This is a genomic window from Streptomyces sp. NPDC126497, assembly GCF_040302425.1.
In the GTDB taxonomy this organism is placed as follows: Bacteria; Actinomycetota; Actinomycetes; order Streptomycetales; family Streptomycetaceae; genus Streptomyces.
Map to the genome: position 1 here is coordinate 1 of NZ_JBEORT010000069.1, position 19848 is coordinate 19848.

At 74.2% G+C, this 19848-nt stretch carries 21 protein-coding genes; 9 read left to right on the forward strand and 12 right to left on the reverse strand.

Translation table 11 applies throughout. The features are described from left to right. From ABTY20_RS24785 to pdhA, 3 genes are all read right to left on the reverse strand, one after another. On the reverse strand, window positions 1-440 hold a 440-nt coding region (locus ABTY20_RS24785; protein ID WP_351999249.1), incomplete at its 3' end, for a biotin/lipoyl-containing protein. Next, entirely contained in the window at window positions 440-1444 is a 1005-nt protein-coding gene (locus ABTY20_RS24790; protein WP_351999250.1) for an alpha-ketoacid dehydrogenase subunit beta, read from the reverse strand. The genes ABTY20_RS24785 and ABTY20_RS24790, both read right to left, overlap by 1 nt. Next, a complete protein-coding gene (gene pdhA / locus ABTY20_RS24795; protein ID WP_351999251.1) occupies window positions 1441-2583 on the reverse strand; it encodes a pyruvate dehydrogenase (acetyl-transferring) E1 component subunit alpha in 1143 nt (380 codons plus the stop codon). The genes ABTY20_RS24790 and pdhA overlap by 4 nt, the downstream gene beginning before the upstream one ends. A 185-nt stretch (window positions 2584-2768) precedes the next feature. Between pdhA and ABTY20_RS24800 the strand changes: the two genes are divergently transcribed. Continuing rightward, window positions 2769-3254 carry an Lrp/AsnC family transcriptional regulator gene (locus tag ABTY20_RS24800; RefSeq protein ID WP_351999280.1) on the forward strand — a complete coding sequence of 162 codons (486 nt, stop codon included), beginning with the start codon at window positions 2769-2771 and terminating at the stop codon, window positions 3252-3254. Window positions 3255-3285: 31 nt separating this feature from the next. Here ABTY20_RS24800 and ABTY20_RS24805 read toward each other — a convergent pair whose 3' ends face one another. Together ABTY20_RS24805 and ABTY20_RS24810 are read right to left on the reverse strand one after the other, a co-directional pair. After that, the gene (locus tag ABTY20_RS24805) at window positions 3286-3876 is read right to left on the reverse strand and encodes a TetR/AcrR family transcriptional regulator (protein WP_351999252.1); all 591 of its coding nucleotides are present in this window, start codon (window positions 3874-3876) and stop codon (window positions 3286-3288) included. Continuing rightward, complete coding sequence (locus ABTY20_RS24810; protein WP_351999253.1) at window positions 3873-5387, reverse strand: 3-hydroxyacyl-CoA dehydrogenase; 1515 nt, start codon at window positions 5385-5387, stop codon at window positions 3873-3875. Before ABTY20_RS24810 ends, ABTY20_RS24805 begins: the two co-directional genes overlap by 4 nt. 161 nt (window positions 5388-5548) lie before the next feature. Here ABTY20_RS24810 and paaN point away from each other — a divergent pair, with 161 nt between their 5' ends. After that, window positions 5549-7240: a phenylacetic acid degradation protein PaaN gene (gene paaN / locus ABTY20_RS24815; protein ID WP_351999254.1), complete on the forward strand. Its 1692-nt coding sequence runs from the start codon at window positions 5549-5551 to the stop codon at window positions 7238-7240. Between the two features lie 7 nt (window positions 7241-7247). On the opposite strand, the gene ABTY20_RS24820 is transcribed toward paaN, so the two are convergent. The 3 genes from ABTY20_RS24820 to ABTY20_RS24830 are packed head-to-tail and all read right to left on the reverse strand — an operon-like array spanning window position 7248 to window position 10097. Next, complete coding sequence (locus ABTY20_RS24820) at window positions 7248-8033, reverse strand: TrmH family RNA methyltransferase (protein WP_351999255.1); 786 nt, start codon at window positions 8031-8033, stop codon at window positions 7248-7250. A 10-nt stretch (window positions 8034-8043) separates the two neighbouring features. Next, window positions 8044-9285 carry an HTTM domain-containing protein gene (locus ABTY20_RS24825; RefSeq protein ID WP_351999256.1) on the reverse strand — a complete coding sequence of 414 codons (1242 nt, stop codon included), beginning with the start codon at window positions 9283-9285 and terminating at the stop codon, window positions 8044-8046. Further along, the gene (locus ABTY20_RS24830) at window positions 9282-10097 is read right to left on the reverse strand and encodes a DUF5819 family protein (protein ID WP_351999257.1); all 816 of its coding nucleotides are present in this window, start codon (window positions 10095-10097) and stop codon (window positions 9282-9284) included. The genes ABTY20_RS24825 and ABTY20_RS24830 overlap by 4 nt, the downstream gene beginning before the upstream one ends. Before the next feature lie 299 nt (window positions 10098-10396). Between ABTY20_RS24830 and paaA the strand changes: the two genes are divergently transcribed. Genes paaA through paaE form a run of 5 tightly spaced genes read left to right on the forward strand, consistent with a single transcriptional unit; the run spans window position 10397 to window position 14013 of the window. Then, window positions 10397-11404, forward strand: a complete 1008-nt coding sequence (gene paaA, locus ABTY20_RS24835; protein WP_351999258.1) for a 1,2-phenylacetyl-CoA epoxidase subunit PaaA — start codon at window positions 10397-10399, stop codon at window positions 11402-11404. After that, entirely contained in the window at window positions 11401-11688 is a 288-nt protein-coding gene (paaB, locus tag ABTY20_RS24840; protein ID WP_103543825.1) for a 1,2-phenylacetyl-CoA epoxidase subunit PaaB, read from the forward strand. Before paaA ends, paaB begins: the two co-directional genes overlap by 4 nt. Then, window positions 11685-12419, forward strand: coding sequence for a 1,2-phenylacetyl-CoA epoxidase subunit PaaC (paaC, locus tag ABTY20_RS24845; RefSeq protein WP_351999259.1), 735 nt, complete (start codon window positions 11685-11687; stop codon window positions 12417-12419). Before paaB ends, paaC begins: the two co-directional genes overlap by 4 nt. Continuing rightward, window positions 12416-12955 carry a 1,2-phenylacetyl-CoA epoxidase subunit PaaD gene (gene paaD, locus ABTY20_RS24850; protein ID WP_351999260.1) on the forward strand — a complete coding sequence of 180 codons (540 nt, stop codon included), beginning with the start codon at window positions 12416-12418 and terminating at the stop codon, window positions 12953-12955. Before paaC ends, paaD begins: the two co-directional genes overlap by 4 nt. After that, the gene (gene paaE / locus ABTY20_RS24855) at window positions 12955-14013 is read left to right on the forward strand and encodes a 1,2-phenylacetyl-CoA epoxidase subunit PaaE (RefSeq protein WP_351999261.1); all 1059 of its coding nucleotides are present in this window, start codon (window positions 12955-12957) and stop codon (window positions 14011-14013) included. The genes paaD and paaE overlap by 1 nt, the downstream gene beginning before the upstream one ends. A gap of 30 nt (window positions 14014-14043) precedes the next feature. Here the strand turns inward: paaE and ABTY20_RS24860 are convergent, their stop codons facing one another. The 4 genes from ABTY20_RS24860 to ABTY20_RS24875 all read right to left on the reverse strand — a co-directional run bounded on the left by ABTY20_RS24860 (window position 14044) and on the right by ABTY20_RS24875 (window position 17710). Beyond that, complete coding sequence (locus ABTY20_RS24860; RefSeq protein WP_351999281.1) at window positions 14044-14373, reverse strand: rhodanese-like domain-containing protein; 330 nt, start codon at window positions 14371-14373, stop codon at window positions 14044-14046. 52 nt (window positions 14374-14425) lie between these two features. Next, the gene (locus ABTY20_RS24865; RefSeq protein ID WP_351999262.1) at window positions 14426-15265 is read right to left on the reverse strand and encodes a J domain-containing protein; all 840 of its coding nucleotides are present in this window, start codon (window positions 15263-15265) and stop codon (window positions 14426-14428) included. A gap of 88 nt (window positions 15266-15353) precedes the next feature. Then, window positions 15354-16793, reverse strand: coding sequence for a DUF2252 domain-containing protein (locus ABTY20_RS24870; RefSeq protein WP_351999282.1), 1440 nt, complete (start codon window positions 16791-16793; stop codon window positions 15354-15356). 251 nt (window positions 16794-17044) lie between these two features. Further along, window positions 17045-17710, reverse strand: coding sequence for a ScbR family autoregulator-binding transcription factor (locus ABTY20_RS24875; protein ID WP_351999263.1), 666 nt, complete (start codon window positions 17708-17710; stop codon window positions 17045-17047). Window positions 17711-17958: 248 nt separating this feature from the next. Here ABTY20_RS24875 and ABTY20_RS24880 point away from each other — a divergent pair, with 248 nt between their 5' ends. Both ABTY20_RS24880 and ABTY20_RS24885 read left to right on the forward strand, forming a co-directional pair. After that, complete coding sequence (locus ABTY20_RS24880; protein WP_351999264.1) at window positions 17959-18918, forward strand: ScbA/BarX family gamma-butyrolactone biosynthesis protein; 960 nt, start codon at window positions 17959-17961, stop codon at window positions 18916-18918. Beyond that, a complete protein-coding gene (locus ABTY20_RS24885; RefSeq protein WP_351999265.1) occupies window positions 18915-19841 on the forward strand; it encodes an NAD-dependent epimerase/dehydratase family protein in 927 nt (308 codons plus the stop codon). The genes ABTY20_RS24880 and ABTY20_RS24885 overlap by 4 nt, the downstream gene beginning before the upstream one ends. The last annotated feature ends 7 nt before the right edge of the window (window positions 19842-19848 follow it).

The window sequence follows — 19848 nt, forward strand, 5'->3', positions numbered from 1 at the left end:
ACGGCGGGGGCCGCCGGCGTCACGGGGGCCGGCCGCGGCGGACGGACGCGGCGGCGCCGGGCCGGCGCCTCCGACGTGCCGTAGCCGACCAGGACGTTGCCGGAGCCCTCGGCGACCGGGGCCCGGCCGCGCGCGTCCCCGGAGTCCACGGAGTCCGCGGGGCCCGCGTCCCGGGCCGGCCGGTCCTCGGCCGGCTCGTCCACCGCCACCGTCAGCAGCGGGGCGCCGACGGGCAGTTCCGTGCCCTCCGCGCCGAAGCGGGCCGTGACGACGCCGCCGTAGGGGCAGGGCACGTCCACCATCGCCTTGGCCGTCTCGACCTCGACGACCGGCTGGTCCACGGCGACGACGTCACCGACCTCGACCAGCCAGCGCACGATCTCCGCCTCGGTGAGCCCCTCTCCGAGGTCGGGCAGCCTGAACTCCAGCACCTGTGCCATCAGCTCTCGGCCTCCCACTGCAGGCGCCCCACGGCGTCCAGGATCCGGTCCACGCCGGGCAGGTGGTGGCGCTCCAGCATCGGCGGCGGGTACGGCAGGTCGAACCCGGCCACCCGCAGCACCGGCGCCTCCAGGTGGTGGAAGCAGCGTTCCGTGACCCGGGCCGCGATCTCCCCGCCCGGACCGCCGAAGCCGCTCGATTCGTGGACGACGACCGCGCGTCCCGTCCGCCGCACCGAGGCGCACACCGTCTCGTCGTCGAACGGCACCAGGGAGCGCAGGTCGACGACTTCGAGGTCCCAGCCCTCGGCCCGGGCCGCCTCGGCCGCCTCCAGGCAGACGGGCACGGAGGGCCCGTAGGTGATGAGCGTGGCGCTCCGCCCGGAGCGCCGCACCGCCGCACGGCCCATCGGTTCGACGGCCGTCGGCTCGTCCGGGTTCCAGGAGTCCTTCGACCAGTAGAGCCGCTTGGGCTCCAGGAAGACGACCGGGTCGTCGGAGGCGATGGCGGCGCGCAGCAGCCCGTAGGCGTCGGCGACGGTGGCGGGCGTGACGACGTGGAGCCCCGGAGTCGCCATGTAGTACGCCTCGGAGGAGTCGCTGTGGTGCTCGACCCCGCCGATGCCTCCGCCGTAGGGGACGCGGATGGTCAGGGGCAGGGGCATCGTGCCGCGCGTGCGGTTGCGCATCTTCGCGACGTGCGAGACGAGCTGCTCGAACGCCGGGTAGGCGAACGCGTCGAACTGCATCTCCACCACCGGGCGCAGCCCGTACATGGCCATGCCGACGGCCGTGCCGAGGATGCCCGCCTCGGCCAGCGGCGTGTCCGTGCAGCGGTCCTCGCCGAACTCCTTCGCGAGTCCGTCGGTGATGCGGAAGACGCCGCCGAGGGTGCCGACGTCCTCGCCCATGACGTGCACGGACGGGTCGGCGGCCATGGCGTCGCGCATCGCGCGGGTGAGGGCCTGCGCCATGGTGGCCGGCCTGACGGCGACGGTGGTCATCGCTGCTCCCCCTCCGGCTCGGCCTCGGCCGCCAGCTCGGCCCGCAGCTGTTCGCGCTGTTCGACGAGCTGGGGAGTGGGCTCGGCGTAGACGTGGGCGAAGAGGTCCACGGGGTCGAGCGCCGGGTCCTGGTTCATGCGGGCGCGCAGGGAGGCGGCCATGGCCTCGGCGTCCTGCCGGGCGGTCTCGACCCCGTCCTCGTCGAGCAGGCCGCGCCCGGTGAGCTCCCGCTCCAGGAGGGCGATCGGGTCGTGGTCCTTCCAGGCCTCGACCTCGGCGTCCCCCCGGTAGCGGGTCGCGTCGTCGGCGTTGGTGTGCGCCTCCACGCGGTACGTGATCGCCTCGACCAGGGTCGGGCCGCCGCCCGCGCGGGCACGGCGCACGGCGTCGGCGAGGACCTCGTGCACGGCGGCGGCGTCGTTGCCGTCGACCAGGCGGCCGGGCATGCCGTAGCCGACGGCCTTGTGGGCCAGTGACGGGGCCGCGGTCTGCTTGGCGAGCGGTACGGAGATCGCGAAGCCGTTGTTCTGGACGAGGAAGACCACCGGGGCCTGCCAGACGGCGGCGAAGTTCAGCGCCTCGTGGAAGTCGCCCTCGCTGGTGCCGCCGTCGCCGACCATGGCGAGCGCGACCACGTCGTCGCCCTTGAGGCGGGCGGCGTGCGCGAGGCCGACGGCGTGCGGCAGCTGGGTGGCGAGCGGGGTGCTCAGCGGGGCCACCCGGTGCTCGTGGGGGTCGTAGCCGGTGTGCCAGTCGCCGCGCAGCAGGGTGAGTGCCTCGACGGGATCCACTCCGCGCGCGACGACGGCGAGCGTGTCGCGGTAGCTCGGGAAGAGCCAGTCGCGCTCCTCGAGGACGAGGGCGGCGGCGACCTCACAGGCCTCCTGGCCGGTGCTGGAGGGATAGACCGCGAGACGGCCCTGCTTGGTGAGGGCGGTGGCCTGCGCGTTGTAGCGGCGGCCCTTCACCAGCTCCGCGTACAGCCGGCGCAGCAGCTCCGGGTCGGCCCCGGCGGCCGCCTCGGTGCCGAGCACGCGGTACGGCTCCGTGTCGGGCAGCAGGGGCGCGGGGTCGGTACGGGGCTGCCAGGCGGGCGGCGGGGTCGGCCGGTAGGCCCCCCGCTGCTCCATGACCGTCATGACGGCGCCTCCTCGTGGGATGTCGGAGGCGCGGCGTCTGTGACGCGCCTCACCAACCGATTGTTCGGTCGTCGGCACATTTTGGCTACGGGTGGCACCAGGCTGTGGACAAACGGTTCTCCACAACCTGAGATGGATGCAGGACGTCCACGGCGGAGAGGTGGGGGCGGGTGGCAGCTGAACAAATGGCCGAGGGCCGGGAGGGGGGCGGACCGCTCGTTCCCGCGCGGCCCCTGGACGCCATCGACCAGGACATCCTGCGGATGCTCCAGGCGGACGGCCGCGCGTCCGTACGCTCGGTCGCCGAGCGGGTGCACGTCTCCCGCGCGAACGCCTACGCGCGGATCAACCGACTCGTGGAGGACGGCGTCATCCGCGGTTTCGGGGCCCGCGTCAACCACGAGCGGGCCGGTCACGGGACGTCCGCGTACATCACCCTGAAGATCGTCCAGAACACCTGGCGCACGGTCCGCGAGCAGCTCAGGCGGCTCCCCGGCGCCTCGCACATCGCTCTGGTGGGCGGGGACTTCGACGTCCTGCTGCTGGTGCACACGCCCGACAACCGGGCGCTGCGCGAGCTGGTGCTCACCCGGCTCCAGGCGATCCCCGAGGTGCTGAGCACGCGCACCCTGCTGGTGTTCGAGGAGGAGGACCTGGAGCCGCAGGGCTGAGCGGCCCCGGCCGAAGAGGCCGGGGCCGGCCTCAGGACGCCTTGCGCAGTCCCCCGAAGGCCAGCTGGGCCACCGCGTCGGCCACCTCGCGCTCGCCCATGCCGCGCCCGTCCGGCCGGTACCACTCCACGATCGAGTTGATCATCCCGAAGACCAGCCGGGTCACCAGGCGCACCTCTATGTCCTCGCGCACGTCCCCGTCGGCCGCCGCCGCCTTCAGCAGCTCCGCCACCCGGTGGTCGAACTCGCGCCGCCGCTCCAGCGCCCACCGCTCGGTGTCGGTGTTGCCGCGCACCCGCAGCAGCAGCGTCACGTACGGCAGCTCGGCGATCAGCACCTCGACCATGCGCCGGACGACGTACTCCAGCCGCTCGGCGGCGCGTCCCACGCGCGCGTGCTCCTCGTCGAGGATGGCGAAGAGCCCGTCCAGGGCCCGGCTCACCGCGCGGCGCAGCAGTTCCTCCTTGCCCGCCACGTGGTGGTAGATCGAGGACTTGGAGATGCCGGCGGCCTTGGAGAGGTGCTCCATGGAGGTGCCGTCGTAACCGCGCTCGTTGAACACCTGGACGGCGACGGACAGCAGCGTCTCCGGGGTGTACGTGTCGCGCCTGGCGGTGGTCATGAGGTGCCTTCCCGCTGGTCCGAGGCGTAGGCGTGGCGGTACAGGGCGAGGGAGGGAGCATAGCGGCCGGACCGGTCGCACCGGTGCAGGTTGTCCAGCAGGGAGAAGGCCCAGCCGGCGCCGAGCCGGCGGCTCCACTCCAGCGGCCCCAGCGGGTAGTTGACCCCCAGCCGCATCGCGGTGTCGACGTCCTCCTCGGTGGCGACGCCCTTGGCCACGGCGTCGACCGCGAGGTCGATGATCCGGGCCACCGTCCGCGCGACGATCATCCCGGGGACGTCCCCGATGACGCTGACCTTCTTGCCGAGCGCCTGGAACAGCCCGGTGGCCCCGGCGACGGTCTCCGGGGAGGTGTTCGGGGCGTGCGACAGGGCGATCCGCGTGGCCCCGCGGTAGTCGAGGGCGAGGTCGAAGTGGACGACGTCGCGGAACTCCACGGAGGTCCGGCCGTCGGCGAGCACCAGCCGGCCGCCGCCGGGCAGCACCAGCCGGGTGCCGTCGTCCTCGTCCTCCTCGCGCACCTCGATGCCCGCCTCGCGGATCAGGGCGAGCAGCTCCGCGGCGGGCCCCAGACCGCCCTCGGCGACCACGTACGCGGGCGGCTCGGCGGGCTCCGCGGTGTGCGGCTCGGGGCGCTCGGCGCCCTCCCGGTGGTCGTACCAGCCGCGGCCGCTCTTGCGGCCCAGGCGGCCCGACTCGACCAGGCGGCGCTGGGCGAGCGAGGGGGTGAAGCGGACGTCCTGGAAGAAGGACCGCCACACCGAGTGGGTGACGGACTCGTTGACGTCCTGGCCGATGAGGTCGGTCAGTTCGAAGGCGCCCATCCGGAAGCCGCCGGACTCGCGCAGGACCGCGTCGATGGTGGCCGGGTCGGCGCCCCGGGACTCGTGGACCGCGAAGGCCTCGGCGTAGAAGGGCCGGGCGACGCGGTTGACGATGAAGCCGGGGGTGTCGGCGCAGGCGACGGGCGTCTTGCCCCAGGCGCGGGCCGTCTCGTACGCGCGCGTGGCGTACGCGACGTCGGTGGCGGACCCGGAGACGACCTCGACCAGCGGCAGCAGCGGCGCGGGGTTGAAGAAGTGCAGGCCCACGAAGCGGCCGGGCACCCGCAGGGCGCCGCCGATCGCGGTGACCGACAGGGAGGAGGTGTTGGTGGCGAGCAGGCAGTCGTCGGAGACGACGTCCTCCAGCGCCCGGAACAGCTCCTGCTTGACGTCCAGGCGCTCCAGGACGGCCTCGACGACCAGGGAGCAGTCGGCGAGCCCGGTGAGTTCCCCGACGGGCCGCAGGCGGGCACGCGCCGCGTCCCGCTCGTCGGCGGTCAGGCGCTCCTTCTCCACCAGCCGGTCCAGCCGGGCCCCGATCGCGTCGGCCGCCTGGCGGGCCCGGCCGTCGACGGCGTCGTACAGGCGCACGGGATGGCCCGCGACCAGCGCGACCTGGGCGATTCCCTGGCCCATGGTGCCGGTGCCGACCACGGCCACGGGACTGCTGGGGTCGAGTGCTGTCATGTGCGCGATCCTCCCGCACGGGGTTGTCCACGGATGCGGCGGACCCCCTTGTCCCGACCGATCGTTCGGTTACTCTAACTCTGACCGCCCGTTCCTGACTACGTTTCCGCACAGGTCCAAGAGCTCGACGAAGAGTTCCTGAGACGAGGAGTTGGTCCCGCATGGCCGCCGCACTCACGGCGCACGAGCTGATCGCCCGGCACCGTCCCACCCTGGACCGGGCGCTGGAAGCGATCCGCACGCGCGCGTACTGGTCGCCGCACCCCGAGCACCCCAAGGCCTACGGGGAGGAGGGCAGCCTGGACATGGCGGCGGGCAAGGCCGCCTTCGACGCCCTGCGCGGCACCCGCCTGGACCTCGGCCAGCCCGGCACGGACGGCTGGGTGGACGGCGAGACCTCCCCGTACGGCGTCGAGCTGGGCGTGAGCTACCCGCACGCGGACCCGGACGCGCTGCTGCCGGCCATGAGGGCCGGGATGCGGGCCTGGCGGGACGCGGGCGCGGAGACCCGCGCGGTGGTCTGCCTGGAGATCCTCCGGCGGATCAGCGACCGGACGATGGAGTTCGCCCAGGCCGTCATGCACACCTCCGGCCAGGCGTTCATGATGGCGTTCCAGGCGGGCGGCCCGCACGCGCAGGACCGCGGCATGGAGGCGGTGGCCTACGCGTACGCGGAGCAGGTCCGCACGCCCGGCACCGCGGAGTGGACCAAGCCGCAGGGCAAGCGCGACCCGCTCGCGCTCACCAAGGAGTTCGTCCCGGTCCCCAGGGGCGTCGCCCTGGTCATCGGCTGCAACACCTTCCCGACGTGGAACGGCTACCCGGGCCTGTTCGCCTCCCTCGCCACCGGCAACGCGGTCCTGGTCAAGCCGCACCCGCGCGCGGTGCTGCCGCTCGCGCTCACCGTCCAGGTCGCCCGCCGGGTGCTCACCGAGGCCGGCTTCGACCCGAACCTGGTGGCACTGGCCGCCGAGCGGCCCGGCGAGGGCATCGCCAAGTCGCTGGCCACCCGCCCGGAGATCCGGATCATCGACTACACCGGCTCCACCGGGTTCGGCGACTGGCTGGAGCACAACGCGCGCCAGGCGCAGGTGTACACGGAGAAGGCCGGCGTCAACTCGGTGCTCGTGGAGTCGACCGACGACTACCGGGGGATGCTGTCCAACCTGGCGTTCTCCCTGTCGCTCTACAGCGGCCAGATGTGCACCACCCCGCAGAACCTGCTGATCCCGCGCGACGGCATCACCACCGACCAGGGCCCCAAGTCCTTCGACGAGGTCATCGCCGACCTGGCGAAGGCGGTCGACGGCCTGCTCGGCGACGACGCGCGCGCCAGCGCGCTGCTGGGCGCGATCGTCAACCCGGACGTCAAGGCCCGCCTGGAGGCCGCCGCCGGGCTCGGCGAGGTCGCCCTCGCCTCCCGGGAGATCGCCCACCCGGAGTTCCCGGGCGCGGTGGTGCGCACGCCGGTGATCGTGAAGCTCGACGGCGCCAAGCCGGACGACGAGGCCGTCTACCTGAGCGAGTGCTTCGGCCCGGTCTCCTTCGCCGTCGCCGTCGACTCGGCCGACGGAGCGGTGGAGCTGCTGCGGCGCACCATCCGGGAGAAGGGCGCCATGACGGTCGGCGCGTACACGACCTCCCCCCGGGTCGAGGAGGCCGTGCGGGAGGTCTGCCTGGAGGAGGCCGCCCAGCTCTCCCTGAACCTCACCGGCGGGGTGTACGTCAACCAGACGGCCGCCTTCTCCGACTTCCACGGCTCCGGCGGCAACCCGGCGGCCAACGCCGCCCTGTGCGACGGCGCCTTCGTGGCCAACCGGTTCCGGGTGGTCGAGGTGCGCCGGGAGGCGTGAGCCGCCCTCAGGAGGGTGCGCCCCCGGTGGCGCTCCAGTGGTACAGCGTCATGGCCGCACTGGTGGCGAGGTTGTAGCTGGAGACCTGGGGGCGCATCGGCAGCGCCACCAGGTGGTCGGCCCGCGCGCGCAGCTCCGCCGACAGCCCGCTGCGCTCGGAGCCGAGGGCGAGCAGCGCGTCGTCGGGCAGCTTCAGCGCGCGGATGTCCTCCCCCTCCGGGTCGAGCGCGAAGAACGGCCCGGGCGGCAGCTCCTCCACGGTCAGCCGCTCCACGGCGGTGGCGAAGTGCAGCCCCGCCCCGCCGCGTACGACGGTGGGGTGCCAGGGGTCGAGCGTGCCGGTGGTGACGACCCCGGTCGCCCCGAAACCGGCGGCCAGCCGGATCACCGCCCCGGCGTTTCCGAGGTTGCGCGGGTTGTCCAGGACCACCACGGGGGCGGTGCGCGGGGTGTGCGCCAGCTTCTCCAGGTTGCCCGCGCGGGAGGGGCGTACGGCCAGGGCGGCGACGGCGGTGGGGTGCGGGCGCGGCACCAGCGCGGCGTACGTCTCGCGGGGCACCTCGACGAGCAGCGCCGCCAGCGCCGCCCGCACGTCCGCGGCCAGCTCGTCGGCGAGCGCGAGCGCGCCGGTCCGGTCCGCGGTGAGCGCCACCGGCACCTCGGCCCCGAAGCGCACCGCGTGCTTGAGGGCGTGGAATCCGTCGAGCAGGACGGCGTCGCCGGCCAGCCGGCGCCAGGCGGACACGGCGTCGGCCGGGGATTCGGGTGCGGGGGTGCGGGCGGGGTCGTTCATGGCGTGCAGCCTACGGGTGGGGGCCCGGTGGGCCGCCCGGCGCCGGGGACGCCTCCGCCGGGGCCCCGCCGGCGGAACGCCCGTCCGGGGTCCGCCGCCCCGGGACGGGGGCCGCCGCTCCCCCGCGCGGGCGCGGCCGTCCGCGCGCGCGTGCCGCGAGGCCGCCGAGACGGCGCAGGAAGGACGTCGGCAGGAAGACCGCGTCGGCCGCGATCATCGCCAGGGAGAAGAAGGGCAGTCCGAGCACGACGGCGATGACCGCGTGCTCCAGGATCATGAAGGCCAGCAGGACGTTCTTGACCCGCCGGTTGAACAGCGTGAACGGGAAGGCGACCTGCACGGCGACCGTCCCGTAGGTCACCAGCATCACCATCGTGCCGCTGGCCGACAGCAGTTCCGCGAGGGCCGGCCAGGGGGAGAAGTACTCCAGGTGCAGCGGGTAGTGGACGGCGGTGCCGTCCTGCCAGCGGGAACCCTGGACCTTGTACCAGCCGGCCGTGGCGTAGATCAGGCACGCCTCCGCCATGATCACGAGCAGCGCGCCGTTGTGCACGACGTTCGCGACGACGTCCAGCAGGATCCGCGGCTGCGCGGTCCTCGCGCGGCGCCCGACCAGCCACCACAGTGCCTGGGCGGCCCACACGGTCCACAGCAGCACCGGTACGAACCGGTCGCCGTCCATCCGGCCCGTCAGCGTGGCCAGGAGCAGCAGCAGGCCCAGACCGCCCCACAGGACCGGGCCGACCCGGTCGCGCGGCCGTGCGCCCCGCGCGCGCGTGGTGGCCGCGCGCCGCGCGTCCAGGGACCAGACCCGGCCGCAGCGCGTGAAGACCAGGTAGATCGACATCAGGTGCAGGACGTTGTCCCCGCCGTCCCCCATGAAGACGCTGCGGTTCTGCAGCCCCAGCACGCCCACCATGAACAGCACCGACATGGTGCGGGTGCGCCAGCCGAGCAGCAGCAGGAAGGCGCAGAGCACGGCCAGCGCGTAGACGGTCTCGAACCAGGCCCGGCCGTCGGCCCAGAGCAGCGGCGTGAAGGCGCCGTTCGCCGCGACCAGCTGTTCGGCGAGGTCCCGGCTCCAGGGTCCGTCGGGGCCGTACAGCTCCTGGCGGTGGGGGAACTCCCGCAGCAGGAAGAGCAGCCAGGTCAGGCTGAAACCGATGCGGATCACCGCGGTCTGGTAGGGGCCGAGCGCGGAGTCGGTGACCTGGGCGACGCCCCGGGACAGCGCCGGCGGGAAGCGGTTCACCCGATGTCCCCCCGCTTCTCGTCCCCGGACAGCGACCACCAGGGCAGCGTGCGGTACACGGGCGTGGTGGAGATCTCCTCCCGGCTCCACTCCGGGGGCGGCACGTCGGTGGTCCGCGAACGGACCTGGACGCGCTCCACGGAGCCGCCCGGGCCCGCCGCGTCCGCCCGGGCGAGGCGCATCGCCGTGATCCGGCGCAGGTACGTCTCGGACAGCGCCCCGCGCAGGCCCACCGGCCGGTTGTCGTCGTCGTGCGTGGCGACGAAGAAGTCCCAGGCGCGGCGCAGCTCGTTCTGCTGGGTGTGGCTGGGCAGGGGGTTGCCGTCGATGGCACGGCCGTCCTGTGCGGACAGGTCGTACCAGCCGGTGGTCCGGGCCTCCCCGTCCGCCGTGCGGATCCCGGCGCGCACCTGGACGGCGATGTTCTGCTGCAGCGGGTTCGGCGCGAACAGCTTCCAGTTCTGCTCGAACTCCGGGTAGATCCAGTCCTCCACCGTCCCGCCGTGCTCCTTGCTGACCGTGTTCGACGGCGCGACGTGCAGGAACGTCATGCCGAGGTGCACGCAGACCGTGACCGCGACGGCCACGAGCGCCGCCGCGGCGCCGATCCGGTAGCCCGGGGAGAGGTCGGCCACTTCGGTACGGGGCTCGGCGGACGGGTCGTCCGCGGGCCGACCGGGACCGGGCGGAGGGGTCCGGGGCCCGGGTGGGACCTCGGGGGAGGCGGGACCGGGCGGGGCGGGGGGCGGGTCCGGCGCGCCCCGCCCGGCAGGCCCGTGCCGGGGCTCCGAGCCCTTGTCGTACCCGTTCATCCCGCCCCGATCCGCCGATCCCGGTCCGTCACCGCTTCCGCCCTGCCGCGAGGGCCTGGCACCGCTCCGCCGCGTCGCACGGAACGGTACTCAGCACCGGCCGTCCGGGCACAGTCCCGCCGGTGTGCCGTTCCGCGGCCGCCGCCGCGGCGCGGCCCGGTCACCGTCGTCCACGAGCGCCCCGGCAGGTTATCCACAGCGGTTGACACCTCGCTGCCCTCGTCCCACCATGGAATCGCACGAACCGAACGATCGGTCGGGAGCGTGCTCCGGGAAGCATCCAGGTCGAGGGGGACCTCATGGCGACAGCAGCCGCCCGCGATACGGCCGGCAGCCAGGCGTACGACGCACCGGCCGATGACGCAGCCGGCCACGAGCACGCCTTCGACGCGGCCGTCGCCGCCGACGAGCGGATCGAGCCGCGCGACTGGATGCCGGACGCCTACCGGGCCACGCTCGTCCGGCAGATCGCCCAGCACGCGCACTCCGAGATCATCGGCATGCAGCCGGAGGCCAACTGGATCACCCGCGCGCCCTCGCTGCGCCGCAAGGCGATCCTGATGGCCAAGGTGCAGGACGAGGCCGGACACGGCCTGTACCTCTACAGCGCCGCCGAGACGCTCGGCGTCAGCCGCGAGGAGCTGCTCGACAAGCTGCACTCCGGCCGTCAGAAGTACTCCTCGATCTTCAACTACCCGACCCTGACCTGGGCCGACGTCGGGGCCATCGGCTGGCTGGTGGACGGCGCCGCGATCACCAACCAGGTCCCCCTGTGCCGCTGCTCCTACGGTCCGTACGCCCGCGCGATGGTCCGCATCTGCAAGGAGGAGTCCTTCCACCAGCGCCAGGGCTACGAGCTGCTGCTGGCCCTCAGCAAGGGGACCCCGGAGCAGCACGCGATGGCGCAGGACTCGGTGGACCGCTGGTGGTGGCCGTCGCTGATGATGTTCGGCCCGCCCGACGACGAATCCCGGCACTCCGCGCAGTCGATGGCCTGGAAGATCAAACGTCACTCCAACGACGAGCTGCGCCAGCGCTTCGTCGACATCTGCGTCCCCCAGGCCGCGTCCCTCGGCCTCACCCTTCCCGACCCGGACCTCAGGTGGAACGAGGAGCGCGGGCACCACGACTTCGGCGCCATCGACTGGTCGGAGTTCCGGGAGGTCCTCAAGGGCAACGGCCCGTGCAACGAACAACGGCTGACCCGGCGCAGGCGGGCCCACGAGGAGGGCGCCTGGGTCAGGGAGGCGGCGGCGGCCCACGCGGCCAAACACGGCAACGGCGAGACAGGAGCCACCCGAGCATGACCCACACCGACTGGCCCCTGTGGGAGGTCTTCGTGCGCTCGCGCCGCGGACTCTCCCACACCCACGCCGGCAGCCTGCACGCACCGGACGCGGAGCTCGCCCTGCGCAACGCACGCGACCTGTACACCCGGCGCGGCGAGGGCGTCTCCCTCTGGGTCGTGCCGTCGTCCGCGATCACCGCCTCCTCGCCGGACGAGAAGGACCCGTTCTTCGAACCGGCCGCCGACAAGCCCTACCGGCACCCGACGTTCTACGAGATCCCCGAGGGGGTGCAGCACCTGTGACGACGACACCCGCCAAGGAGACCGCCCACGCGGCGGCCGCGCTCGCCCTCGGCGACGACGCGCTGGTGCTCTCCCACCGTCTGGGCGAGTGGGCGGGAAACGCCCCCGTGCTGGAGGAGGAGGTCGCCCTCGCCAACATCGCGCTGGACCTGCTGGGCCAGGCCCGGGTGCTGCTGTCGATGGCGGGCGACGAGGACGAGCTGGCCTATCTGCGCGAGGAGCGCGCCTTCCGCAACCTCCAGCTGGTGGAACAGCCCAACGGCGACTTCGCCCACACCATCGTCCGCCAGCTGTACTTCTCCGCCCACCAGTACCTCCTGTACGGGGAACTGGCCTCCGGGGACGGCCCGTTCGCACCGCTGGCCGCCAAGGCCGTGAAGGAGACCGCCTACCACCGCGACCACGCCGAGCAGTGGACGCTGCGGCTCGGCGACGGCACCGACGAGAGCCACACGCGGATGCAGCGGGCCGTGGACGCGTTGTGGCGGTACACCGGCGAGATGTTCCAGCCCGTCGAGGGCCTGGAGGTCGACCGGACCGGCCTGGAGGCGGCCTGGCTGGAGCGGATCGGCGAGGTGCTGCGCCGGGCCACGCTCACGGTGCCCGAGGGCCCGCGCACGGGAGCGTGGAGGGCCGGCGCGGGCCGTCAGGGCCTGCACACCGAGTCCTTCGGCCGCATGCTCGCCGAGATGCAGCACCTGCACCGCAGCCACCCGGGGGCGGCGTGGTGACCACCCGCACCCCGCTGGAGGAGGAGCTGCTGGAGCTCGCCGGTTCGGTTCCCGACCCCGAACTGCCCGTGCTGACCCTGCGCGAGCTGGGCGTCGTGCGCGCGGTGCACGCGCGCGGGACGGACAGTGTCGAGGTCGAGCTGACCCCGACGTACACCGGCTGCCCTGCCGTCGAGGCGATGAGCCTGGACATCGAGCGGGTGCTGCGCGACCACGGGGTGCGCGAGGTCACCGTGCGCAGGGTGCTCGCGCCCGCCTGGTCGACCGACGACATCACCGACGAGGGGCGCCGCAAGCTGCGGGAGTTCGGCATCGCCCCGCCACGCGTGCGGACGGCCTCCGGTCCCGTCGCGGTGCGGCTCGGGCCGACCCGCGCCCAGGACGCCCCCGGGGGGACGGACCCCGCCGCCGTGCGCTGCCCGCACTGCGGGTCCGCCGACACCGAACTGCTCAGCCGTTTCTCGTCCACCGCGTGCAAGGCACTCCGCCGCTGCCTGGCCTGCCGTGAACCGTTCGACCACTTCAAGGAGTTGTGATGGCCCGCTTCCACCGGCTCCGGGTGGCCGCGGTCGACCGGCTCACCGACGACTCCGTCGCCCTCACCCTCGCCGTCCCCCCGCGGCTGGCCGAGGAGTACCGGTACGTCCCCGGCCAGCATCTGGCCCTGCGGCGCGTCGCGGACGGCGAGGACATCCGGCGCACCTACTCCATCTGCTCCCCCGCACCCGACGGCGCGGCCCCGCGCACGTTGCGGGTCGGCGTGCGGCTGGTCGAGGGCGGCGCCTTCTCCACGTACGCGCTCAAGGAGATCGGCCCCGGCGACGAGCTGGAGGTGATGACCCCCGCCGGCCGCTTCACGCTCCCTCCCGCACCCGGCCGGTACGCGGCGATCGTCGGCGGCAGCGGCATCACACCGGTGCTGTCCATCGTCTCGACCCTCCTCGCGCGCGAGCCCCGCGCCCGGTTCTGCCTGATCCGCAGCGACCGGACGACCGCCTCGACGATGTTCCTGGAGGAGGTCGCCGACCTGAAGGACCGCTACCCCGAGCGGCTCCAGCTGGTGACGGTGCTCTCCCGTGAGGAACAGCAGGCGGGGCTGCCCTCCGGGCGGCTCGACCGGGAGCGGCTGACCGGGCTGCTGCCGGCTCTGCTGCCCGTGGAACAGGTGGACGGCTGGTTCCTGTGCGGACCGTACGGCCTGGTCGAAGGGGCCGAGCGGGCGCTGCGCGGGCTGGGTGTCGCCCGCTCCCGGATCCATCAGGAGATCTTCCACGTGGACGCCGGACCGGCGGCCGTCCCCACGGCGCCGGCGCCCGCGCACAGCGCGGTCACCGCCCGGCTCGACGGACGCGGCGGGACCTGGGCCGTCCAGGAGGGCGAGTCCCTGCTGGACACGGTGCTGCGCAACCGGCCCGACGCGCCCTACGCCTGCAAGGGCGGGGTGTGCGGAACCTGCCGCGCCTTCCTCGTCTCGGGCGAGGTGCGGATGGACCGCAACTACGCGCTGGAGTCGGAGGAGACCGCGGCGGGCTACGTCCTGGCCTGCCAGTCCCACCCGGTGACGGAGCGGGTGGAACTGGACTTCGACCGGTAGGGGCGGGGGACCGGGCGCCCCGGGAGACCGCTACAGCACGTGTCCGGTCGTCCCCTCGTCCGTGACGACCGGGCGCCCGGAGGCCTCCCACACCTGCATGCCGCCGTCCACGTTCACGGCGTCGACGCCCTGCTGGGCCAGATACATGGTGACCTGGGCCGACCGTCCGCCGGAACGGCAGATCACGTGCACCCGGCCGTCCTGCGGGGCGGCCTCGGTCAGCTCGCCGTAACGGGCCACGAACTCGCTGAGGGGGATGTGCAGCGCCCCTGCGGCATGGCCGGCCCTCCACTCGTCGTCCTCGCGGACGTCCAGCAGGAAGTCGCCGTCCTTGACGTCCGCGACCCGGACCGTGGGCACACCAGCTGCGAAACTCATGCCCCCGACGCTACCCGACCGGGCGGCCCCCGGCTCAGGCCAGCAGCTCCGCCAGCTCCGCCTCGCGTTCGGCGACCTGGGCCCGCAGCCGCTCGGCGATCTCCTCCAGGAGCCTGTCGGGATCGTCCGGGGCGAGACGGAGCATCGACCCGATGGCGCCGTCCTCCAGCTGCCTGGCGACCAGCGTGAGCAGTTCCTTGCGCCGGGCGAGCCACTCGAGGCGGGCGTAGAGCTCCTCGGCGGCGCTCGGGAGGCGCTTCGGTTCCGGGCCCGCGGCCCACTCCTCGGCGAGTTCGCGCAGCTCGTCCTCGCTGCCCCGGGCGTAGGCGGCGTTCACGCGGGTGATGAACGCCTCGCGGCGCTCGCGTTCCGCGTCCTCCTGCGCCAGGTCCGGGTGGGCCTTGCGGGCGAGGTCGCGGTAGAGCTTGCGGGCCTCGTCGCTGGGCCGCACCCGCCGCGGGGGCCGCACCGGCCGGTCCGTGAGCATGGCGGTGGCCTCGGGGAAGAGGCCGTCGCCGTCCATCCAGCCGTTCAGCAGCTCCTCGACGCCGGGGATCGGCATCAGCCGGGCGCGCGCCTCGTCGGCCCGGCGCCGGTCCTCCGGGTCGTCACTGCGGGCGGCCCTGGCCTCCAGGATCCGGGCGTCCAGTTCCTCGAGGCGGGCGTACATCGGGCCGAGCTTCTGTTCGTGCAGCCGGGAGAAGTTCTCGACCTCGACGCGGAAGGTCTCCACGGCGATCTCGAACTCGATCAGCGCCTGTTCGGCCGCGCGCACGGCCTGCTCCAGCCGCTCCTCGGGCCGTGCCGGACCACCGCCGGGCGTCCGCTCCGCGCCGACGCCGCCACCACCCTGCTCACCTTCCGAGGTCCTCACCCGAACAGCGTAGGCCACCCGCCCGGGCGTCACGCGCCGCGGCGACGCGCTCCGCGGCCGGGCCCGCGCGTCCGCCCCGGATGCCCGCTCACACCCCCGTCTCCGCCGCGATCCGTCCGGAGCGCACCGCGGTCACCAGGTCCGCGTGGTCCGCCTCGGTGCGGTCGGCGTAGGCGACGGCGAAGGCCGCCACCGCCTCGTCCAACCCGTCGTTCCTGCCGCAGTAACCGGCGATCCTGCGGGGGTCGGCGCTGTGGGAGTGGGCGCGGGCCAGCAGGGCGCCGGTCATCCGGGCGTAGTCGTCGACCTGGTCGGCGGCCAGCGCGGTCGGGTCCACGCTGCCCTTGCGGTTGCGGAACTGGCGCACCTGGAAGGCGCGGCCGTCGACCGTCGTCCACCCCAGCAGGCTGTCGCTCACCACCTGCATCCGCTTCTGGCCCCGGACCACCCGCCGGCCCTCGTGGCCGGCCTCGGGGACGTCGAACCCGGCCGTCGGCAGATGCGGCACCAGCGCCGAGGGGCGGGCCTCCTTCACCTGGAGGACCAGGGGTTCGCCCCGGTGGTCGAGGAGCAGCACGACGTACGAACGGGTGCCCACGCTGCCGGTGCCGACGACGCGGAACGCCACGTCGTGCACCGCGTGCCGGGCGAGCAGCGGGAGGCGGTCCGGTGGGAGCGTGCCGAGGTACTGCTCCAGCGAGGCGGCCACGGCGGCGGCCTCACCGTCCGGTATGCGGCGCAGGACCGGGGGCGCGTCGACGAAGCGGCGTCCGCCGTCCGCGGCCGTCTCGGTCGACTTGGCCGCGAACCGGCCGCTGGTGTTGGCGCGGGCCTTCTCGGAGACCCGCTCCAGGGTGCCCAGCAGGTCGTGGGCGTCGGTGTGGGAGACCAGCTCCTCGTCCGCGATGGCGTTCCAGGCGTCCAGCGCCGGCAGTCCGGACAGCAGCCGCATCGTGCGGCGGTAGGCGCCCACGGCGTCACGGGCCGCCGCACGGCAGGTGTCCTCGTCCGCGCCGGTCTCGCGCCCGGCGAGCACCAGGGAGACGGCGAGCCGCTTGAGGTCCCACTCCCAGGGGCCGTGCACCGTCTCGTCGAAGTCGTTCAGGTCGATGACCAGGCCGCCGCGCGCGTCGCCGTAGAGGCCGAAGTTGGCCGCGTGGGCGTCGCCGCATATCTGGGCGCCGATCCGGGTCACCGGCGTGCGGGCCAGGTCGTACGCCATGAGGCCCGCCGATCCGCGCAGGAAGGCGAACGGCGTCGCCGCCATCCTGCCCACCCGGAGCGGTGCCAGCTCGGGCAGCCGGCCGCGGCTGGACTCCTCGACGGCGCTCACGGCGTCGGGACGGGAGGCGTCCGGGACGAAGGCGGCGTGTGCCGCGCGGGGGACCCGCCCACGCAGGGCCTTCCCCTCGGCCTTGGGATTGTCCGCCGCGGGCCACTCGGCGAATCCCGGCACCCGCGGCAGCCGCCGCCCCGGGACGGCACCGCCGGCCCCGGCCGCACCGGCGGGCTCATGGGTTCCGGGCATCCCGGCAACGGCTTCGGTCACGGTGACCGCCTCCCCGTACACATACGTGCCGTACACATACGTGCCGCGCACACGCGTCGACATCGATCGTGACGACCGTACAGCCGGTGGCCGAAACACGTCAGGTCCTGTGGACAACTCTTCCGGTGGGGAAAACCCCGTGCCCCGCCCGTCCTGGGCCCCCTCCCGGCCTTCCCGGCCCCCGCCCGGCCTGCGTGCCCGCCCGTCCTGCGTTCCTCCCGGCCCCGCCCCTACCCGGCCTCCGCCACCTCGCCCCCCGCCGGCAGCGACCGCCCCTCGGCGAGCAACCGCCCGGCGCGGTCCGGTGAGATGTCCAGCCGGGCCAGTACGGCCGGAACGGCCACGCCCGGCAGCATGTGGTGGAAGAGCACGACGACCCGGTGCTCCAGGTCCTGCCGCTGGCAGCGCAGCTGTGACAGGAGCTGCACCCCGGAGAAGCTCGCGACCAGCAGTTCCGCCGTCTCCGTCGCGTCGACGTGCGGCAACAGCTCGCCCCCCGCCTTCGCCTCGGCCAGGGTCCGGGTGGTCCGGTCGATCCACATGCCGAAGGCCGGAGTGCGGTCCAGTCCCAACGCCCCCTGGTCAAGGGCCAGTCCGACGCTGGCCCGGACCAGCGGCTCGGTCCGCAGCCGCAGTGCCAGCACCAGGCCGGAGTCGACGAGTTCCTGCAGCTTGCTGGACTGGGGCGGCAGGGAGATCGCGAGCTGCTCCTCGAACACGCCGAGCGCCAGCTCCTCCTTGGAGCCGAAGTGGAAGTACAGCGCCCCCTTGGTGACCCCGGCCCGCTCCAGGATCTCCCCGATGGTCGCCGAGGTGTAGCCGCGTTCGTCGAAGACGGCCGCGGCCGCCTCCAGAATGGTCCGCCGGGTGCGGATCGCGCGCTCCTGTCGCGCCATCGGGCGCCTCCTGATCTGGCTGGATCTCGTGGGTCGCGCCGTGCGGTCACCGTGTGACCGATGTGGAGCGGACGTGAGGCCGCCGTGCGGTCGGTCGTGCGTGCGCGGGGCGCGCGGGCTCGTCTCCGGCGGTGTGGATCACCCTTGGAAAAAAACCAACTCGTCCGTATCTTAGTGCGAACCCCCGGAGGTCCGACGGCCGTTCCCGGGTGTTCCGCACACCGCAGCCGGATCCCTGGAGTGCACTCGTGGAGGACCAGACCGGACGGCGGGGCGCGTCCGCGAACGCCGTCGCCGGACCCGGCGCCCGCACCCGCGTCACCGCCGGACTCGCCCACCGCCCCCGCGCGGCGGACGTCTTCCCGGTCGACTGGGTCCGCCTCTCGGACACCCGCTTCCGCGTCACCGCGCACTGGCCCGCCGACCACGCGTTCTTCGGCCCCGTCGACGACCGCCACCAGGATCCGATGGTCGTCGGCGAAACGTTGCGCCAGACCTCGATGGTCCTCGCCCACGCGGAGTTCGGCGCCCCCGCCGACACCCACTTCGTCATGCGGGACCTGGAGGTCTGCGCCGACCCCGACCGGCTGCTGCTCGCGGACGCGGACGAGCCGGTCACCGTCGACGTCACCTGCTCCGAGGTCCGCCGCCGGGGCCGCGGCCTGAACGGCATGCGCACCACGATGGAGTTCCGCCGTGCGGGCCTCCTCGTCGCCCGCGGCACCGGCAGCACCGGCTGCACCTCCCCGGCCGCCTACCGCCGCCTGAGGGAACGCCGGCCGGCCTCCCGCGGCGCCCGGACACCGCTTCCGGAGCCGGTGCCGCCCCCGCTGGTGGGCCGACACCGCGCGGAGGACGTCGTCCTCGCCCCCGCGGACCGGCCCGGGTCCTGGCTGCTGCGCGCGCACACCGGGCACCCGGTCCTCTTCCCCCGGCCCAACGACCACGTCCCCGGCATGGTCCTGTTCGAGGCGGCCCGCCAGGCCGCGACCGCGGCCTCGGGCCGGCTGCCCTTCCTGCCGTCCGAACTGGCCGTCTCCTTCAGCCGCTACGCGGAACTGGACAGCCCCTGCCGGCTCGACGCCGAAGTGCTCGACAAGGGCGAGGACGGGGTGACGGTACGGGTGTCGGGCACCCAGGACGGACAGCCCGTCTTCGCCGCCACCCTCACCCGCGCTCCCGCGGCTCCGGTACGGCCCCTGCCGTGACCGTCGACCTCCTGGTCACCGGCGCCACGGGCTTCATCGGCAGCCGGGTCGCCGCGGCGGCCCGCGCGCGCCCCGGCGTCCGCGTGCGCTCGCTGTCCCGCCGTGCGCCCGGAGGGGGGCCGGACTCCGGGACGGTGCCCGGTGACCTCGCCGACCCGCGCACCCTGCACGGCTGCTGCGCCGGCGTCGACGTCCTCGTCCACTGCGCCTCCCGCGTGGACGGCGACGCGCAGTCCGTCGCGGCGGTCAACGACCTCGGCACCAGGGCCCTCGTGGAGGAGGCGGCACGGAGCGGGGTGCGCCGGATCGTGTACGTGAGCACCGCCGCCGTCCACGGCCGCGGCCCCTTCCGGGGCGTACGGCCCGGCGGGGCGCCGATCGCGCCCGTCTCCGCCGCCAGCCGCGCCCGCGCGGCGGCGGAGCGGCACGTCCTCGACGCGGGCGGCCTGGTGCTGCGCCCGCACCTGGTGCACGGCGAGGGCGACCGCTGGGTGGTCCCCGGGCTGGTGGCCCTGCTCCGGGAGCTGTCCGCGACGGTGTCCGGCTGCGAGGCGCTCCAGTCGGTGATCGACGTCGACACCCTGGGCCGGGCGGTCGTCGCCGCGGCGCTGTCCCCCCGTCACGGGCCCGGCGCGCACTACGTGGCCCATCCGGACCCGGTCACCGCCTCGGAGCTGCTCGCGGCCGTGTGCGAGCGGGTGGAACGGCCCGGCGGCGGTGCCTCGGTGGACGTGGCCACCGCCCTCGCCCGGGCCGCCGGCTCCCCGCGCGCGCTCCATCACCTGGGCATGCTCACCGTGGACCACTGGTTCGCGGACGACGGTTTCTGGCAGGGCCTGGACTGCTCGCCGGGTGAGGGCTTCGCCCGCGCGTTCGCGCGGGCGGCGCCCTGGTACCGGTCGTACCTGGCGTCCGGACGGTGACGGGCCG

Excerpts from the sequence above, each read along its gene's own strand:
- ABTY20_RS24810 (WP_351999253.1), bottom strand. The coding sequence starts at position 5,387 with ATGACAGCACTCGACCCCAGCAGTCCCGTGGCCGTGGTCGGCACCGGC.
- ABTY20_RS24805 (WP_351999252.1), bottom strand. The coding sequence starts at position 3,876 with ATGACCACCGCCAGGCGCGACACGTACACCCCGGAGACGCTGCTGTCC.
- paaB (WP_103543825.1), top strand. The coding sequence starts at position 11,401 with ATGACCCACACCGACTGGCCCCTGTGGGAGGTCTTCGTGCGCTCGCGC.
- paaA (WP_351999258.1), top strand. The coding sequence starts at position 10,397 with ATGGCGACAGCAGCCGCCCGCGATACGGCCGGCAGCCAGGCGTACGAC.
- ABTY20_RS24800 (WP_351999280.1), top strand. The coding sequence starts at position 2,769 with ATGGCCGAGGGCCGGGAGGGGGGCGGACCGCTCGTTCCCGCGCGGCCC.
- pdhA (WP_351999251.1), bottom strand. The coding sequence starts at position 2,583 with ATGACGGTCATGGAGCAGCGGGGGGCCTACCGGCCGACCCCGCCGCCC.
- paaE (WP_351999261.1), top strand. The coding sequence starts at position 12,955 with ATGGCCCGCTTCCACCGGCTCCGGGTGGCCGCGGTCGACCGGCTCACC.
- ABTY20_RS24830 (WP_351999257.1), bottom strand. The coding sequence starts at position 10,097 with ATGAACGGGTACGACAAGGGCTCGGAGCCCCGGCACGGGCCTGCCGGG.
- ABTY20_RS24820 (WP_351999255.1), bottom strand. The coding sequence starts at position 8,033 with ATGAACGACCCCGCCCGCACCCCCGCACCCGAATCCCCGGCCGACGCC.
- ABTY20_RS24790 (WP_351999250.1), bottom strand. The coding sequence starts at position 1,444 with ATGACCACCGTCGCCGTCAGGCCGGCCACCATGGCGCAGGCCCTCACC.
- paaN (WP_351999254.1), top strand. The coding sequence starts at position 5,549 with ATGGCCGCCGCACTCACGGCGCACGAGCTGATCGCCCGGCACCGTCCC.
- ABTY20_RS24870 (WP_351999282.1), bottom strand. The coding sequence starts at position 16,793 with ATGCCCGGAACCCATGAGCCCGCCGGTGCGGCCGGGGCCGGCGGTGCC.
- ABTY20_RS24875 (WP_351999263.1), bottom strand. The coding sequence starts at position 17,710 with ATGGCGCGACAGGAGCGCGCGATCCGCACCCGGCGGACCATTCTGGAG.